Origin of the sequence: Streptomyces luteolifulvus, from assembly GCF_008806595.1 — a bacterium.
GTDB classification, from domain to species: domain Bacteria; phylum Actinomycetota; class Actinomycetes; order Streptomycetales; family Streptomycetaceae; genus Streptomyces; species Streptomyces luteolifulvus.
Genome location: NZ_VZRB01000013.1, coordinates 188728 through 206465, shown reverse-complemented (window position 1 = coordinate 206465; position 17738 = coordinate 188728). Strand labels below are relative to the sequence as shown.

General features: G+C 74.0%; 1 protein-coding gene and 1 pseudogene. Both read right to left on the bottom strand.

The window, feature by feature from the left end; all coding sequences use genetic code 11:
* Positions 1-41 precede the first annotated feature (41 nt).
* Positions 42-1397, bottom strand: a pseudogene (locus tag F7R91_RS20600) (type I polyketide synthase); the annotation flags it as partial.
* Complete coding sequence (locus tag F7R91_RS20595) at positions 1394-17686, bottom strand: type I polyketide synthase (protein WP_225320707.1); 16293 nt, start codon at positions 17684-17686, stop codon at positions 1394-1396. The gene F7R91_RS20595 and the pseudogene F7R91_RS20600, both read right to left, overlap by 4 nt.
* Positions 17687-17738 lie beyond the last annotated feature (52 nt).

Genomic DNA, 17738 nt, shown 5'->3' with positions numbered 1-17738 from the left:
TGCTCCGCCCGTCAGTCTCTCGCCGCACGGCTGCCGTCGCCCGGTTCGGGAGCCGGCTGTTCGAGGACCACGTGCGCGTTGGTCCCGCTGATCCCGAACGAGGACACCGCTGCCCGCCGGGGCCGCCCGGTGTCCGGCCACGGTCTGGCCTCGGTCAACAACTCCACCGCACCGGAAGACCAGTCCACCTGGGGCGTCGGCGCGTCGACGTGCAGGGTCTTCGGCAGGACGCCGTGCCGCATGGCCAGCACCATCTTGATGACCGACGCGACTCCGGCGGCGGCCTGGGTGTGCCCGATGTTGGACTTCACCGAGCCGAGCCACAGCGGCCGGTCCGCCGGTCTGCCCCGGCCGTAGGTGGCCAGGAGCGCCTGGGCCTCGATGGGGTCGCCGAGGCGGGTGCCGGTGCCGTGCGCGTCCACCGCGTCGACCTCGTCGGCCTTCAGCCCGGCCTGCTGGAGCGCGTCCCGGATGACACGCCGCTGCGCCGGTCCGTTGGGCACCGTGATGCCGCTGGAGGCGCCGTCGGAGTTGGTGGCCACGCCCCGCACGACGGCGAGGATCCGCCGCCCGTTGCGCTCGGCGTCCGACAGCCGCTCCAGTACGAGCAGGCCGGAGCCCTCGCCCCAGCCGGTGCCGTCGGCGGCGGCCGCGAAGGACTTGCAGCGGCCGTCCGGGGCCAGACCGCGCTGCGAGCTGAAGTACACGAAGGTCTCCGGGGTGGACATCACGGTTACGCCGCCGGCCAGCGCGAGCGTGCACTCACCGGTGCGCAGCGCGTGCATCGCCATCCGGAGGGCGACCAGCGACGAGGAGCACGCGGTGTCGAGGGAGACGGCGGGGCCCTGCAGGCCCAGGGTGTAGGAGATGCGGCCGCTGGTGAGGCTGCCGCCGCCGTCGGCGCCGTCGTAGTCGTGGTACATGACGCCCACGTACACGCCGGTGGGGCTGCCCTTGAGGGACAGCGGGTCGATCCTGGCGTGCTCCAGCGCCTCCCACGCCGTCTCCAGCACCACCCGTTGCTGCGGGTCGACGTCCCGGGCCTCGCGCGGGGACATGCCGAACAGGTCCGCGTCGAACTCGGCGGCGTCGTGCAGGAACGCGCCCTCCTGGGTGACGGTCCGGCCGGGTCTGCCGGGCTCCGGGTCGTACAGTCCCCCGACGTCCCAGCCGCGGTCGGCGGGGAACGCGGTGACCGCGTCACGGCCTTCGGCCAGCAGCCGCCAGAACTCCTCGGGCGAGTCGGCTCCGCCGGGGTAGCGGCACGCCATGCCGATGATGGCGACCGGCTCGGCGGCGGCGCGCAGCAGCCGGACGTTGTCCTGCTTGAGCCGGTCGTTCTCCAGCACGGAGGCCCGCAGCGCCGCCACGATCTTCTCGGTGTCCGCGGTCGTCATCGGTCCTGCTCCGCACCGGTTTCGGCGGCCGCGAGGGCGGCGGCGACCAGATCGTCGACGTCCATGCTCCTGATCTCCTCGCTGCGGTCCGCCGGGGCGTCGGCCGCATGGTCGGTGGGTGGTGCGCCGGGTGCCGGGGCACCCAGGCGCAGGATCGCGTCCAGAAGTCCCGCCGCGCGCAGCGCCGATACGGGTACGGCGGCCAGCCGGCGCCGTACCTCCGTGTCGTCGGGCTGCCCGCCGCCGGGTGCGAGTGCGGGTGCGGGCTCCGCCGGGGCGGGGGCGTCCGGCAGGTCGGCGGCCAGCTCTTCGAGCAGCAGCGCGACCACGTCGGCCGGGGTGGGGTGGTCGAACATCATCGTGGCCGGCAGTCTGAGCCCGGTGGCCGCGCCGAGCCGGTTGCGCAGCTCGATCGCGGCGAGGGAGTCGAGTCCCAGTTCGGTGAATCCCCTGCCCATGTCGACGCTGCCGGCGTCGCCGTGCCGCACCTCGGCGACCTGGGCGCGCACGAGGTCGGCCAGCAGCCGTTCCCGGCCGTCGGCGGACAGTCCGGCCAGCCGCCGCACCAGGTCGTCCGGATCCCCGGCCCCCGCCGCCCGTTGTGCCGGGGCGGCCTCGGTGGGAGGTGCGCTGCGCGGGGCGGCCGGCATGACGTCGCGCAGCGCGGCCGGGATCTGCGTGCCGGACGGGTCGAGCCGCAGCGGGACCAGGACGGGCTCGTCCACGGTGAGCGCCCGGTCGAACAGGGCGAGTCCCTCGGCGGCGGTCAGCACCGGGGTGCCACGGGCGGCCAGGCGGTGCACCAGCGCGGGATCGGTGCTCCGGGCCATGCCGCCCTCCCCTGCCCACAGATTCCACACCAGGGAGGTGGCGGGCATCCGGTGCCGGTGCCGATGCCGTGCCAGCGCGTCGAGGAAGGCGTTGGCCGCGGCGTAGTTGCCCTGGCCGAGCGGGTCGAGCAGTCCGGCGACCGAGGAGAACAGCACGAACGCGTCGAGGTCGAGATCCTCGGTCAGCTCGTGCAGCGCCCAGGCCGCGTCCGCCTTCGGCCGGAGCACCGTGTGCAGGTGCTCGGGGGTCAGCGAGGTGACGAGGGCGTCGTCCAGCACGCCGGCCGCGTGGATCACGCCGGTGAGCGGATGGTCGCCGGGCACGGTGGCGAGCAGTTTGCCGAGCGCGTCCCGGTCGGCGACGTCGCAGGCCACCACGGTGACCTCGGCCCCCGACTCCTCCAGTTCGGTGCGGAGTTCGGCGACGCCGGGGGCGTCCGGGCCGCGGCGGCCGACGAGCAGCAGATGGCGTACGCCGTGTTCGGCGACGAGGTGACGGGCGAGCAGGGCGCCCAGCCCGCCGGTGCCGCCCGTGATCAGCACGGTGCCGTCCGGCCGCCAGCGCGAGGCCGGGGGCTGTGCCGGCTGCGGCACGTGGGCCAGTCGTGGGACGCGCACCTGGTTGCCGAGCACCGACACCTCCGGCTCGGACAGGGCGGCGACCGCGGGCAGCCTGGCGAGCGAGGACTCCTGGGCGTCCAGGTCGACGAGCACGATCCGGCCGGGGTTCTCGGCCTGCGCCGCGCGGACCAGGCCCCACACCGGTGCGACGGTGAGGTCCAGGTGTGCACCGTCCCCGTCGGCGCCGAACCAGGTCAGAACGGCCAGCCGGGTCGCGGCGAGCCGTTCGTCGGCGAGGAAGTCCTGGAGCGTGGCGAGCACGGTCGCGAGCCGCGAACGGACCGCGTCCGGCATCTCGTCGTCTCCGGGCTCGACCGGCAGGAACACCAGCTCCAACGGCGCCGCGTCGTCGTCCAGCGCGGCCCGGAGCGCGGTGAGGTCGGCGTACACCGGGACGTCCTCGGGGCCGATCCCGAGCCCGTCGGAGCCGAGGACGGCCCATCGGCCCGGGGCCGCTTCGCCCGCGTCGCCCAGCGGCAGCGGGATCCAGCCGGCCCGGAACACCGATTCCAGGTGCCGGGCCCCGGTCTGGGCGGCGCCCTCGGCGACGAGTCTGTCCGCGGTGACCGGCCGTACGACGAGCGACTCGACCGAGGCGACGGGGCTGCCGTCGGGTGCGGCCAGGTCGATGCGGACCGCCTCGGAACCGGCCTGTTCGTCGGAGCCGATCCAGTTGATCCGGGCCAGCAGCCTGCTGTGGCCGCCCGCCGAGTGCAGTCTCACCCCGGTCCAGGAGAACGGGAGTTGGCCCGCTCCGACGTCCTGCGGTCTGCGGCCGCCCAGGAAGTCCGTGGCGGACATGGCGGCGTCCAGCAGCGACGGGTGCAGCCGGTAGGCGCGGGCGTCCTGCTCGGCGTGGTCCGGGAGGGCGACCTCGACGAACAGGTCCCGGCCGCGCAGCCACACCGCGCGCAGGCCCCGGAACATCGGGCCGAAGTGGTAGCCCTTGCCGGTCAGGTAGTCGTAGACGCCGTCGATGTCCACCGGCTGCGCGTCGACGGGCGGCCACCGGTCGCCGCCGAGGCCGAACTCCTCGCTGCCGGGGGCGGGTTGCCGCTCGGTGGCCAGCATGCCGGTGACATGCCGGGTCCAGGGCACCTCGTCGGGGGCGTCCTCGAAGCGGGAGTAGATCGCGAACGGGCGCCGCCCCGACGGGTCCGGGCCGTCGACGACGACCTGTACGGCCGCGCCGCCCCTTTCGGGCAGCGGCATCAGCTGCTGGATCACCAGCTCTTCCACGGTGTCGCAGCCGGCCTCCTCCGCGGCGCGCAGGGCGAGTTCGACGAAGCCGGTGCCGGGCAGCAGGCCCATGCCCATCACGTTGTGGTCGGCGAGCCAGGCCTGGCTGTCGGTCTGCATCGAGATCCGGCCGGTGAGCACCAGGCCGCCGCCCTGCGGGGCGGGCATGACCGCGGACAGCAGCGGGTGGGCGGCGTTGCGCTGGCCGTGCCCGGTCGCGTCACCGGCCTCCCTTGCGCTCGTCGCGCCGGCCGGCGGCGAGAGCCAGAAGTGCCGCTTCTCGAACGGGTAGGTGGGCAGGTCGACACGCCGGGCTCCGGTGTGCGCGAAGGCCTGCGTCCAGCGGACCGGGATGCCGGTGACGTGGAGCTGGGCGAGGGCGGTGAGCAGTTGGGCGGGTTCGGAACGGTCGCGGCGCAGCGCGGGCGCCACGAGCCGGTCGCCGTCGGTGACTTCGTCGACCATCGGCGTCAGCGCGGCGTCGGGCCCGAGTTCGAGGAACGCGGTCACCCCGCGCTCGACGAGGCCGGCGACGCCGTCGGCGAAGGCGACGGTCCGCCGTACGTGTTCCACCCAGTAGTCGGGGGTGCACAGGGTCTCGGCGTCGGCCGGGCCTCCGGTCACGTTGGAGATCACCGGTATGCGCGGCGGGCCGTAGTCCAGTGTGGACGCCACGGCTCGGAAGTCGTCGAGCATCGGTTCCATCAGCGCGGAGTGGAACGCGTGGCTGACCCGCAGGCGGGTGGCCTTGCGGCCCTGCGCGAGGAACCGGTCGACGGTGGCGGTCACGGCGTCCTCGGGGCCGGAGACGACCACCGAGCGCGGTCCGTTGACCGCCGCGATGTCGACGCCCGGCGGCAGCGCGTCACGTACCTCGCCGGGCTCGGCCTGCACCGCGGCCATGGCGCCGCCTGCGGGCAGTGCCTGCATCAGCCGGCCCCGGGCGGCGACCAGCCGTGCCGCGTCCGGCAGGGACAGCACGCCTGCGGCGTGCGCGGCGGCCAGCTCGCCGATGGAGTGCCCGGCCACATAGTCCGGCTGTACGCCCCACGACTCGACCAGCCGGAACAGTGCCGTCTCCACCGCGAACAGCCCGGCCTGCGCGTACACCGTCCGGTCGACGAGTTCCTCGTCGTCTCCCCAGATCACGTCCCGCAGGGGCCGGTCGAGGTGCGCGTCGAGGAGGTCCACGGCAGCGTCGAAGGCGGTGGCGAACGCCGGGTGGACGGTGTGGAGTTCGCGGCCCATGCCGAGCCGCTGGGCGCCCTGGCCGGTGAACAGTACGGCGAGGCGGCCGTTCTGTGTGGCGGTGCCGGTCACCACGCCGGGCGCGGGCCGTCGGGCGGCGACGGCCGCGAGGCCGGCGAGCCGTTCCGTCCGGTCCCCGCCCAGCACCACGGCCCGGTGCTCCAGTGCCGCGCGGCCGGACGCGAGGGACCAGCCGACGTCGGCGCACGGCGGGGTGGTGGCGGTGACATGGGCGGCAAGCCGTTCGGCCGCGCTGCGCAGGGCCATGTCGGTCCTGCCGGACAGGACCCAGGGCACAGGCGTGGCGGCCGGGGGGTCGTCGGGGGCGGCGTCCGTGGCGGCGTCGACGTCGTCCGCGGGCGGCTCCTCCAGGACGACGTGGGCGTTGGTGCCGCTGAGACCGAAGGACGACACCGCCGCCCTGCGCGGCCGGTCGTCTCGCGGCCATTCCCTGGCCCGGGTGAGCAGTTCGACGGCGCCCACCGACCAGTCGACCTGGTCCGAGGGCTCGTCCACGTGCAGGGTGCGCGGCATGACGCCGTGGCGCATCGCCTGCACCAGCTTGATCACACCGGCGGCGCCGGCCGCGGCCTGCGCGTGCCCGAGGTTGGACTTGATGGAGCCGAGCCACACCGGCCGGTCCGCCGGCCGGCCCTGCCCGTACGTCGCCAGCAGCGCCTGCGCCTCGATGGGGTCGCCGAGCGCGGTGCCCGTACCGTGTCCCTCGATCAGGTCGACGTCCCGGGGCGAGAGCCCCGACGCGGCGAGCGCCGCCTCGATGACCCGCTGCTGGGAGGGGCCGTTGGGTGCGGTGAGACCGTTGGACGCGCCGTCCTGGTTGATGGCGGACCCACGGATCACGGCGAGCACGGGGTGGCCGTTGCTGCGGGCGTCGGAGAGCCGTTCCACCAGCAGCAGGCCGATGCCCTCCGACCAGGCGGTCCCGTCGGCGCTCTTGGCGAACGCCTTGCACCGGCCGTCCGGCGCCAGGCCGCGCTGCCGGCTGAAGTCCACGAACACGTCCGGCGTCGGCAGAACGGTCACGCCGCCCGCGAGCGCCATGCCCACCTCGCCCTGCCGCAGCGCCTGGCAGGCAAGGTGCAGGGCCACCAGGGAGGAGGAGCACGCGGTGTCGATGGTGACCGCGGGGCCCTCCAGGCCGAGGGTGTAGGCGACCCGCCCGGAGGCGATGCTGGCGCCGCTGCCGCCGGAGAGATAGGCGGCGATCTCCTCGGGAACGTGCTGCTGCACCCGTATGCCGTATTCCGTGTACATCACTCCGACGTAGACGCCGGTCCGGCTGCCGCGCACCGAGGCGGGGTCGATCCCGGCCCGCTCGAAGGTCTCCCAGGCCCCCTGGAGCAGGAGCCGCTGCTGCGGGTCCAGGGCCGGCGCCTCGCGCGGCATGATGCCGAAGAACTCGGGGTCGAACTCCCCCGCGTCGTGCAGGAATCCGCCGCTGCGGACGTACGTCTTGCCGGGGACGCCCGCCCTCGGGTCGTACACGCCGTCGATGTCCCAGCCGCGGTCGACCGGGAACCCGGTGACGGCGTCCCGGCCCTCGTCGAGCATCCGCCACAGGTCCTCGGCGGAGTTCACGCCGCCGGGGAAGCGGCAGTGGATGCCGACGACGGCGATGGGTTCGTCGGCCGGGGCGACGGCCGCCGCCACGGGTGCGGACACAGGGGTGGTGGTGGCGGACCCGGTCAGCCGGGAGACGATGAACTCGCCCACCGCCCCGGCGTTCGGGTAGTCGAAGACAAGGGTGGCGGGAAGCCGCAGCCCCGTCGCCGCGTTCAGCGCGTTTCTCAGCTCCACCGCGGCCAGCGAGTCGAAGCCGAGGCCGGAGAAGGGCCGGTCGGCGCGGACGTCGTCACCGCTCGCGTGCCCGAGCACCGTGGCGGCCCGGTCCCGTACGAGGTCGACCACGACACGCACCCGCTCGGTCCCGGACAGCCCCGCCAGCTGCTCGGCGAGAGCGTGAGCGGGTGCACCGCTGCCCGCGGCGGCCTGCGCGGCGCGGCGGGTGGTGGTGCCGCGCACCAGTCCCCGCAGCAGCGCCGGCACCTCACCCCTGGCCCGGACCACCGCGCGATCGACCCGCAAAGCCGTCGCACAGGGCTGCCCGGCGGTGACGGCGGCGTCGAGCAGGGCCAGCGCGTCGGCGGGCGGAAGCGCGGGGAGCCCCAGGCGCCGCACCTGGGCCACGTCGGAATCCGCGGAGGACTCGGCCGCGGCCGGGTCGCGGGTGTCCCAGAGGCCGAACGCCACCGACGTCACGGGCAGGCCCACGGCGGCGCGGTGCGCGGCGAGGGCGTCCAGGAAGACGTTGGCAGCGGCGTAGTTGCCCTGCCCGGCGGCCAGCACCAGTCCACCGGCCGAGGAGAACATCACAAAGGCGTCCAGGCCGGCGTCGAGGGTGAGTTCGTGCAGATGCCAGGCCGCGTCGGCCTTGGGCGCGAGTACGGAGCCGAGCCGCTCGGGTGTCAGATCGGTGACGAGCCCGCTGTCGGCGACGCCCGCCGCATGCACGACCGCGTGCAGCGGATGCTCGCCGGGAATCCCGGCCAGCACGGCGGCCACTTGCGCCCGGTCGGCGACGTCACAGGCCACGACGGACACCGCCGCGCCGAGCCCGGTCAGCTCCTCGCGCAGGGCCTTGGCCCCGGGCGCCTGCGGGCCGCGACGCCCGGTCAACACCAGGTGGCGGACTCCGTGTGCCGTGACGAGATGCCGGGCGACCAGCGCGCCCAGCGCACCCGTACCCCCGGTGACGAGCACGGTACTCGTGGAGTTCCACGGCTTCTCACCGCCGCCGGTCACGGTCAGGGGCGCGAGACGTGGCACGGTCAACCTGCCGGACCGCAGGGCGAGTTCCGGTTCGGTCGTCCCGGCGAGCCGTCCGAGCACGGCTGAGGACTCGGCCGTCCCGTCGGTGTCGACGAGCCCGAACCTGCCGGGATGCTCGGCCTGCGCCGCCCGGACCAGCCCCCACACCGGCGCCTGGGCAAGCTCGACCGGCTCCCCGTCGTCGGTCGCCGCGGCACCCCGGGTCACGAACACCAGCCGGCTGCCGGCGAACCGGTCCTCCGCCAGCCACTCCTGCACGGCGGCCAGCACCTCACCGGTCCTCGCACGACACCCGCGCAACGGATCGCCGTCCTCGGCCCCCACGGCCCAGAACACCACGGGCGGTACGACGTCCAGCGCTGCCAGTCCGGCAGCCCGCGGGAGCTCGGTGCCAGGAAGATCACCCACGAGCGCGGCCCCGCCCGCGCTCTCCGGCACCGGCACGGGTGTCCAGGCCAGCCGCAGGAGATCGCCGCCGTGACCGCCCCGGTCGAGTTGCTCGGCGGACACCGGGCGTACGGTCATCCGCTCCACGGTCGCCACCGGCCGCCCCGTCGGGTCGGCGAGCCGCATGGCGCACACCTCGTCGCCCCGCAGCCGTTCCAGATGCACCCGGAGCGCCGTCGCACCCGTGGCGTGCAGGGTCACACCGGACCAGGAGAACGGCAGCAGCGTGTCGCCGTCCACGGCCCCGTGCTCCCCCAACTGGTCCGCGTGCATGGCCGCGTCCAGCAGAGCGGGGTGCAGCCCGTACGCCGTGCCGTCACCGCCCTCGGGCAGCTCCACCTCGGCGTACACGTGCTCGCCCTGCCGCCAAGCCCTGCGCAGCGCGCGGAACACGGGGCCGTAGCCGTAGCCGCGCTCACGCAGACCCTCGTACAACCCGTCGACCGGCAACGGGATCGCACCGTCCGGCGGCCACTGCACCAGATCGAAGGACGCGTCGGCCACGTCGGGCGCCACCGCGCCGGTCGCGTGCAGCGTCCACGGTGTGTCGGCGTCGGGCCGCGAGTGGACGGTCAGCGGTCGTACGCCCGCCTCGTCCGGCGCGTCCACCACGACCTGCACGGTCACCGTGCCGACGGCGGGCAGGATCAGCGGCGCGCGATGGGTCAGCTCCTCCAGCCGTCCGCAACCGACATGGTCCCCGGCCCGGACGGCCAGCTCCACGAAGCCGGTGCCCGGCAGCAGCAGGCTCCCCAGGATGTCGTGATCGGCCAGCCATTCCTGACGGCCGGGCGAGAGCCGACCCGTCATGATCACGCGGTCGGCGTCGGCCACGGTGACGGCCGCGCTCAGCAGCGGATGCTCGACGGCCTCCAGCCCGGCGGACCCCACGTCACCTGCGGTGCGGAGGGGGGTCAGCCAGTAGTGGTCGCGTTGGAAGGGGTAGGTGGGCAGGTCGTCGATGTGCCGTCCGGGGTGGAGGGCGGTGAAGTCGACGTCGGTGCCCCGGGTGTGGAGGGCGCCGAGGGCGGTGAGGAGGGTGTGGGCTTCGTGCCGGTCGCGGCGTTGGGTCGCGATGACGTGTGTGTCTGCGGGGAGGGTGTCTTCGGCCATGGCGGCGAGGACGGTGTCCGGGCCGAGTTCGAGGAACGTGGTCGCGCCCTGGTCGGTCAGCGCGGTCACCGCGTCGGCGAAACGGACCGGCTCGCGGACCTGGCGGACCCAGTACTGGGGATCGCACAGGTCGTCGGTGACCGGCTGGCCGGTCAGGGTCGAGATCACCGGGATCAGCGGCGAGTTGTAGTGCAGCTGGGATGCGACCTCGGCGAAGTCGGCCAGCATCGGCTCCATCAGCGGGGAGTGGAAGGCGTGGCTGACGCGGAGACGGGTGACCTTGTGGCCATGGAGCTTGTCGATCGTCTCGGTCACCCCGTCCTCGGTGCCTGAAATGACCACGGAGCGGGGGCCGTTGACCGCCGCGATCTCCACACCGTCGACCAGCGCCTCGCGCACCTCGGCCTCGGCGGCCCGGACGGAGGCCATCGCGCCACCCGCGGGCAGCGCCTGCATCAACCGGCCCCGGGCGGCCACCAGTTGGGCCGCATCCACGAGCGTCAACACACCGGCCACGTGCGCGGCGGCGAGCTCTCCGATCGAATGCCCGGCCACGAAGTCCGGCTTCAGACCCACCGACTCCAGCAGGCGGAACAGAGCAATCTCGACGGCGAACAGGCCAGGTTGCGCCCAGCCGGTCTGCTCCAGCAATGCGGGGTCCTCGCCCCACAACACCTCACGAATCGGCCGCTCAAGGTGGGCATCCAGTGCCCCGGCTACCTCGTCGAAAGTCTCGGCGAACACCGGGAAACGGGCGGCCAGTTCACGCCCCATCCCCACCCGCTGAGCACCCTGCCCGGTGAACAGGAAGGCGAGCTTGCCCTCCAGCCGGGAGGCCGTACCCACATCGCTCAGCCCGGCCAGCAACTCCTCACGGTCCGCACCCACAACCACGGCCCGGTGCTCGAACCGCGCACGCCCGGCCAGGGACCACGCCACATCCGGCAGAGACAACGCCTCATGCTCGGCCGCATACGCCCTGAGCTGATCGGCCTGCGCCACCAGCGCCTCGGGCGTCTTCCCCGACACCACCCACGCCACCGGCGCCACATCACCACCAGAAGACGCCGCCTCGCCGGCCGCTGGCTCCTCCACGATCACATGCGCATTGGTCCCACTGATCCCGAACGACGACACCGCCGCCCGACGCGGACGCCCCGCAACCCCCGGCCACTCCCGAGCCTCCGTCAGCAACTCCACCGCACCGGAAGCCCAGTCCACCTGACCCGACGGCTCATCCACATGCAACGTCCGCGGCAACACCCCACGCCGCATCGCCAGCACCATCTTCATGATCCCCGCGACACCCGCCGCAGCCTGCGTATGCCCCAGGTTCGACTTGATCGACCCCAGCCACAACGGCCGCCCCTCCGGCCGACCTTGCCCATACGCCGCCAACAACGCCTGCGCCTCAATCGGATCACCGAGCGTCGTCCCCGTACCGTGCCCCTCCACCACATCCACATCCGCAGACGACAGACCGGCAGCAGCAAGGGCCTGCCCGATCACCCGCTCCTGCGAAGGCCCGTTCGGCGCCGTCAACCCATTCGACGCACCGTCCTGATTCACCGCCGAACCCCGCACCACCGCCAGCACCGGATGCCCCAGACGACGCGCATCCGACAACCGCTCCACCAGCAGCACACCCACGCCCTCGCCCCAGCCGGTGCCGTCGGCCGCGTCGGCGAACGACTTGCAGCGGCCGTCCGACGACAGGCCGCCCTGCCGGTTCATGTCGACGAAGGTGTCCGCCGTGGACATCACGGTGACGCCGCCGGCCAGGGCGAGCGTGCACTCGCCGGACCGCAGGGCCTGGGCGGCGAGGTGCAGGGCCACCAGGGAGGACGAGCATGCCGTGTCGACGGTCACCGCCGGGCCCTCCAGGCCGAACGTGTACGCCACCCGGCCGGACACGACGGCGGTGTGGCCGCCGTTGCCTAGGTAGCCGGCGTACTCCTCCGGTATGTCGCCGGGCCGGTTGGCCCAGTCGTGGTACATGACGCCGGAGAAGACACCGGTGCGCGAGCCGTGGACCGAGCGAGGGTCGATTCCGGCCCGTTCGAACGCCTCCCAGGAGGCCTCCAGCATGAGCCGCTGCTGCGGGTCCACGGCCACGGCCTCGCGCGGGCTGATGCCGAAGAAGTCCGGGTCGAACAGGGCGGCGTCGTAGAGGAATCCGCCTTCCTTGGTGGCGGTCTTGCCGGGCTTGCCCGGTTCGGGGTCGTACAGTTCGGCGATGTCCCAGCCACGGTCGCCGGGGAACTCGGCGATCGCGTCCCGTCCTTCGGCGACGAGCCGCCACAGGTCTTCCGGTGAGGACACGCCGCCCGGGTAGCGGCAGGCCATGCCGATGATCGCGACGGGTTCGTCGGAGACCCCGCGCACCGCGGGTGCGGTCGCCGCCCGCTTCGGACGGCCCTGGACGAGGCGGTCCGCGAGGTGTGCGGCCAGCGCTAGGGGTGTCGGGTAGTCGAAGACGAGGGTCGCGGACAGCCGCATGCCGGTGGCCGTGTTGAGCGCGTTGCGCAGTTCGACGGCGGCCAGTGAGTCGAAGCCGAGGTCGCTGAACGCCCGTTTGGCGTCGATCGCGTCCGCGCCGGAGTGGCCGAGTACGGCTGCGACCTGCTTGCGCACCAGGTCCAGGAGGTGGTCCCGGCGCTGCTCGTCGGACAGTTCGGCCAGACGCTGTGCGGTCGTGGTGGGAGGGGCCGGGTCGGCCGCTCGTCGGGCAGGTGCCCGGACCAGGGTGCGCAGCAGCGGCGGTATGCCTCCCGGCCTGCCGCGCAGGGCGGTTGCGTCGAACCAGAGGGGCGCGGTGAACGCCTCGCCTGAGCGCAGTGCGGCGTCCAGCATGGCGAGGTTCTCGGCGACGGAGAGTTCGCGCAGACCGAGCCTGGTCACGCGGTGGACGGCCACGTCGGACAGGCCGGCGCCCATGCCGTGCTCGCGGGGCCACAGCCCCCAGCCGATGGAGGTGGCGGGCAGCCCCGCGAGTCGTCTGTGCTCGGCCAGCGCATCCAGGAAGGTGTTGGCCGCCGCGTAGTTGGCCTGGCCCGCGCCGTCCAGGAATCCGGCCGCTGACGAGAACAGGACGAAGGCGCTCAGCGGCAGGTCGCGGGTCAGCTCGTGCAGGTGCCAGGCGCCGTCGGCCTTGGGGGCGAAGACGGTACCGATACGGTCCGGGGTCAGATCCTCGAAGGTGCCGTCGTCGACGATGCCGGCCGCGTGCACGACGCCGGTGAGGGGATGGTCCTCGGGTATGGCGTCGAGTACGGCGGACAGCGCGTCGCGGTCGGAGACGTCACAGGCGGTGACCGTGACGATAGCTCCGGCCTCGGTGAGTTCGTCGCGCAGCTGCTCGGCGCCTTGCGCCACGATGCCGCGCCGTCCGGCCAGGACCAGCCGTCGTACGCCGTGCTCGGTGACGAGGTGGCGGGCCACCAGCGCGCCGAGCCCTCCCGTGCCACCGGTGATCAGCACGGTGCCGTGGTCGGGCCAGCCGGCCGCTTCCGCGGTGCCGCCGCCGCGCACCAGCCGGGGGGCGAGCAGCCGCCTGTCGCGCACGGCGAGTTCGGGCTCCCAGCAGGCCACTGCCGCGGGCAGCAGCGACGCCAGGCCCGCCGCTCCACCGGCCGTCGTCAGGTCCGCGTCCACCAGGATCACGCGGCCCGGATGCTCCGCCTGCGCCGCGCGCAGCAGCCCCCACACGGGTGCCGTCGCCCGCGCGGTCTCGTCGGGAGCCTCGGTCCACAGCGCCGGTACGGCGTTGTCGGTGACCACGACCAGTCGTGCGCCGGCCAGTTGCTCGTCGGCCAGGAAGTCCTGTACCAGCCGCAGCGCCCGCCCGGCGGCCTCGCGTGCCGCATCTGGCGGCGTGGCCCCGGCCCTCGCCCGGAGGGCGGTCACCACCACATCGGCGCCCGCCGCCTCGGCCGTATGCCGTGCGCCGAGGGCTTCGCCGAGTCCGTGGGGGTCGTCCCCGAGGACGGCCCAGGTGGCGTTCGCGGCGGATTCCGCGAGCGGCAGTTCGGTCCAGTCGACGCGGAGCAGTGCGCCCCTGGTGCCGGCTGCCGCGCCGATGCGGTCGGCATCGACCGACCGGACGACCAGGGAGTTCACCGTCGCCACCGACACGCCCGTGCCGTCGGTGAGTTCGATGCTCACGGTGTCGGATCCGGTCGCGGTGATCCTTACCCGCACCTCGTTCGCGCCGGTGGCGTGCAGGGACACTCCGTGCCAGGTGAAGGGCAGCGTCACCCGGCCGTCCGGCTGCGGCAAGGCGTGGCCGAGTGCGTGCAGCGACGCGTCCAGCAGGGCCGGGTGGAGGCCGTAGGCGGCGTCGCGGTGGTCCACCGGGAGCGCGACCTCGGCGTACACCTCTCCTTCGGTGCGCCACAGGGCGCGCAGGCCGTGGAAGGCGGGCCCGTACCCGTATCCCTCGTGCGTCAGCCGTTCGTAGAAGCCGGTGACGTCGACCGGCTCCGCGCCGGGCGGCGGCCACGCCGTCGTCCCCGCCGCGGGGGTGGTGGTGGCACGGGCGAGTACGCCGCCGGCGTGCCGCGTCCAGTCGTCCTCGGCGGTGCTGTCCTCACGGCGGGCGTAGAACTCCACGGTGCGCCGGCCGGTCGCGTCGGCCTCGCCGACCACGAGTTGCAGGGCCGTCCCGCAGTCGTCCGGCAGGGCCAGCGGCGCTTCCAGGTCCAGGGCCTCGACGGTGTCGCAGCCGACCTGGTCCGCGGCGAGCAGGGCGAGTTCCACGAAGGCCGTGCCCGGCAGCAGGGTGCTGCCCGCGATGACATGGTCGGCGAGCCACGGCTGTACACGGGGTGAGAGCCGGCCGCTCAGCAGTACGCCGTCGCCGGCGGCCAGGGTGAGCATCGCACCGATCAGCGGATGCCCGACGGGCTGCTGTCCGACACCTCGCGCGTCGCCCGCGGTCTTCTGCGCGGTGAGCCAGTAGCGCTGCCGCTGGAAGGCGTACGTCGGCAGGTCGATCCGCCGGGCTTCTGGGTGGCAGGCGTCCCAGGCCACGTGTGCGCCGCGTACATGGGCCAGCGCGACGGCCGACAGGACGCCGGTGTGCTCGTCGTGGTCGCGGCGCAGGGCCGGGGCGAACGCGCAGTCGGACTCGTCGGCGACGCAGTCCTCGGCCATCGCCGAGAGCACGCCGTCGGGGCCGAGTTCGAGGAAGGTGGTGACCCCGGCCGCCTCCAGGAAGGCGATGCCGTCGGCGAAGCGTACGGGCTGCCGTACGTGGTCGACCCAGTACTCGGGCGAACGGAGCCGGTCCGTGGCGAGCAGGGTGCCGGTGACATTGGACACGACAGGGATCGTGGGCTCGGCGTACGTCATGACCTGCGCGATCCGGCGGAACTCGGCCAGCATCGGTTCCATGAGGGCCGAGTGGAAGGCGTGGCTGACCCGCAGGCGTCTGGTCCGGTGTCCTCGGGCCGCGAGTGCGTCGGCGATCCGCAGGGCCGCCGTTTCGTCGCCGGAGATGACGACCGCGTTCGGTCCGTTGACCGCGGCGATGTCGACGCCGGGCTCGTCGCGCAGCAGCGCGGTGACCTCGTCGGCGGGCGCCTGGACGGCCACCATGGCGCCCGTCTGCGGGAGTTCCTGCATCAGCCGGCCGCGGGCGGCCACCAGCATCGCCGCGTCGGGCAGGCTGAGGACGCCCGCGACATGGGCCGCGGTCAGTTCGCCGACCGAGTGACCGGCGACGAAGTCCGGGCGCAGCCCCCAGGACTCGACCAGCCGGAACAGGGCGGTCTCCAGGGCGAACAGCGCGGGCTGCGCGTACATGGTCCGGTCGAGCAGCTCCGCCGCCTCGGAGTCGTCGGCGAACAGCACGTCCCACAGGGAGTGTTCCAGCTGGAGGTCGAGGTAGCCGATCGCCTCGTCGAGCGCCTCGGCGAACCGGGGGTGGGTGCGGTAGAGCTCCCGGCCCATGGCGTGCCGCTGACTGCCCTGTCCGGTGAACAGGAAGGCCAGCCCGCCGCCGGTCACCGTCCCGGTGACCAGCGCGGGATGGGTCTCACCGGCGGCGACGGCGCGCAGGCCGGCGTGGAGTTCGTCGTCGTCGGCGGCCAGCAGCACGGCCCGGTGCGGCATGGCGGCCCGGCCGGTGGCGAGGGAGTGCGCGAGGTCGTCCCGACGGGGGCGGGGCTCGGTGCGCACGAAGTCCAGCAGGCGTTGTGCCTGGGCGCGCAGGGCCTGTGCGGAGCGGGCGGAGAAGGCCGTGGGCAGCGGGCCCTCGGGCTGCGGGCGCGGTGCGGGGGCGGGCAGCGGGCTCTCGCTCTGCGGCCGCGGCTCGGGACGCGGGGGTTCCTCCACGACGACATGGGCGTTGGTGCCGCTGACGCCGAACGCCGAGACGCCGGCGCGGCGCGGGCGCTCGCCGGGCTCCCAGGGCACCGCCTCGGTCAGCAGACGGACGGTGCCGGCGGACCAGTCGACGTGCGGGGTGGGTTCGTCGACGTGGAGGGTGGGCGGCAGCACGTCATGCCGCATCGCCATGATCATCTTGATGAGTCCGGCGGCGCCCGCCGCGGACTGGCTGTGTCCGATGTTGGACTTGACCGAGCCCAGCCACAGCGGCGTCCCGGGCGAGTGTGCGGTGCCGTAGGTGGCGATCAGGGCGTGCGCCTCGATCGGGTCGCCGAGGGCTGTGGCTGTGCCGTGCGCCTCGACGGCGTCGACGTCGCCGGTGGTCAGCCCGGCGTTGGCCAGTGCCTGCCGGATGACCCGCTGCTGTGCGAGGCCGTTGGGCGCGGTCAGGCCGTTGCTGGCGCCGTCCGAGTTGATGGCCGTACCGCGGATCACGGCCAGCACGGGGTGCCCGAGCCGCCGCGCGTCGGACAGCCGGGCCAGGAGGAACACGGCGGCGCCCTCGGACCAGGCGGTGCCGTTCGCGGCGGCGGCGAAGGGCCGGCAGATCCCGTCGGGAGCCAGTCCGCGCTGGCGGCTGAACGAGGTGAACGCGCCCGGGTGGACCATGACGGACGCGGCGCCGGTCAGCGCGAGCACGCACTCGCCGGCGCGCAGCGACTGCACGGCGAGATGCAGGGCCACCAGCGCGCTGGAGCAGGCGGTGTCCACGCTCAGCGTCGGGCCCTCGGTGCCCAGGACGTAGGCGACCCGCCCGGACAGCACGCTCGGGGAATTGCCGGTCATCAGATAGCCGTCGAGGCCGTCGGGGGCCTCGTGCAGCGGCATGCCGTAGTCCTGGGGGTCGGCGCCGATGAACACGCCGGAGCGGCTGCCCCGGAGGGAGTCCGGGTCGATGCCGGCACGCTCCAGCGCCTCCCAGGCCGTCTCCAGGACGAGCCGCTGCTGCGGTTCCATGGCCAGCGCCTCGCGCGGGCTGATCCCGAAGAAGCCGGCGTCGAAGTCACCGGCTTCCTTCAGGAATCCGCCGTGACGGACGTAGGTGGAGCCGGGGGTGGCAGGGTCCGGGTCGTAGAGCCGGTCGAGGTCCCAGCCGCGGTCGTCCGGGAAGTCGTCGACGACGTGGCGTCCCTCGGCGATCAGCTGCCACAGCCGGTCGGGGGAGGCAGCGCTGCCGGGGAAGCGGCAGCCGATGCCGAGGACGGCGATCGGCTCGTCCGTGGCCTGGGGCGGCGGGGGCTCCTCGGTGGCCTCGGCGGCCGATCCGAGGAGTCCGTCGCGCAGATGGCGGGCCAGGTCGGCCGCCGTCGGGAAGTCGAACGCGACGGTGGGCGGCAGGGCCAGGCCGGTGGCTGCGCTCAGCAGCCGCTGGAGCTTGACCAGGCCCAGGGAGTCCACGCCGACTTCGCGGAACGGGCGGGCGGGGTCGACCGCGTCCGGCTCCTCGCCGGCCTCCCGCAGCACGGCCCGCACCTGCTCGCGCACCAGCTCGGCCAAGACTCTCAACTGCTCGGGTGCGGGCAACGTCCCCAGCGTGTGTGCCGACGTCACGAGGTCCCCTCCGCGATCTTGCTTCCGCCTGCCGTCGCGGGCCACGATCGCG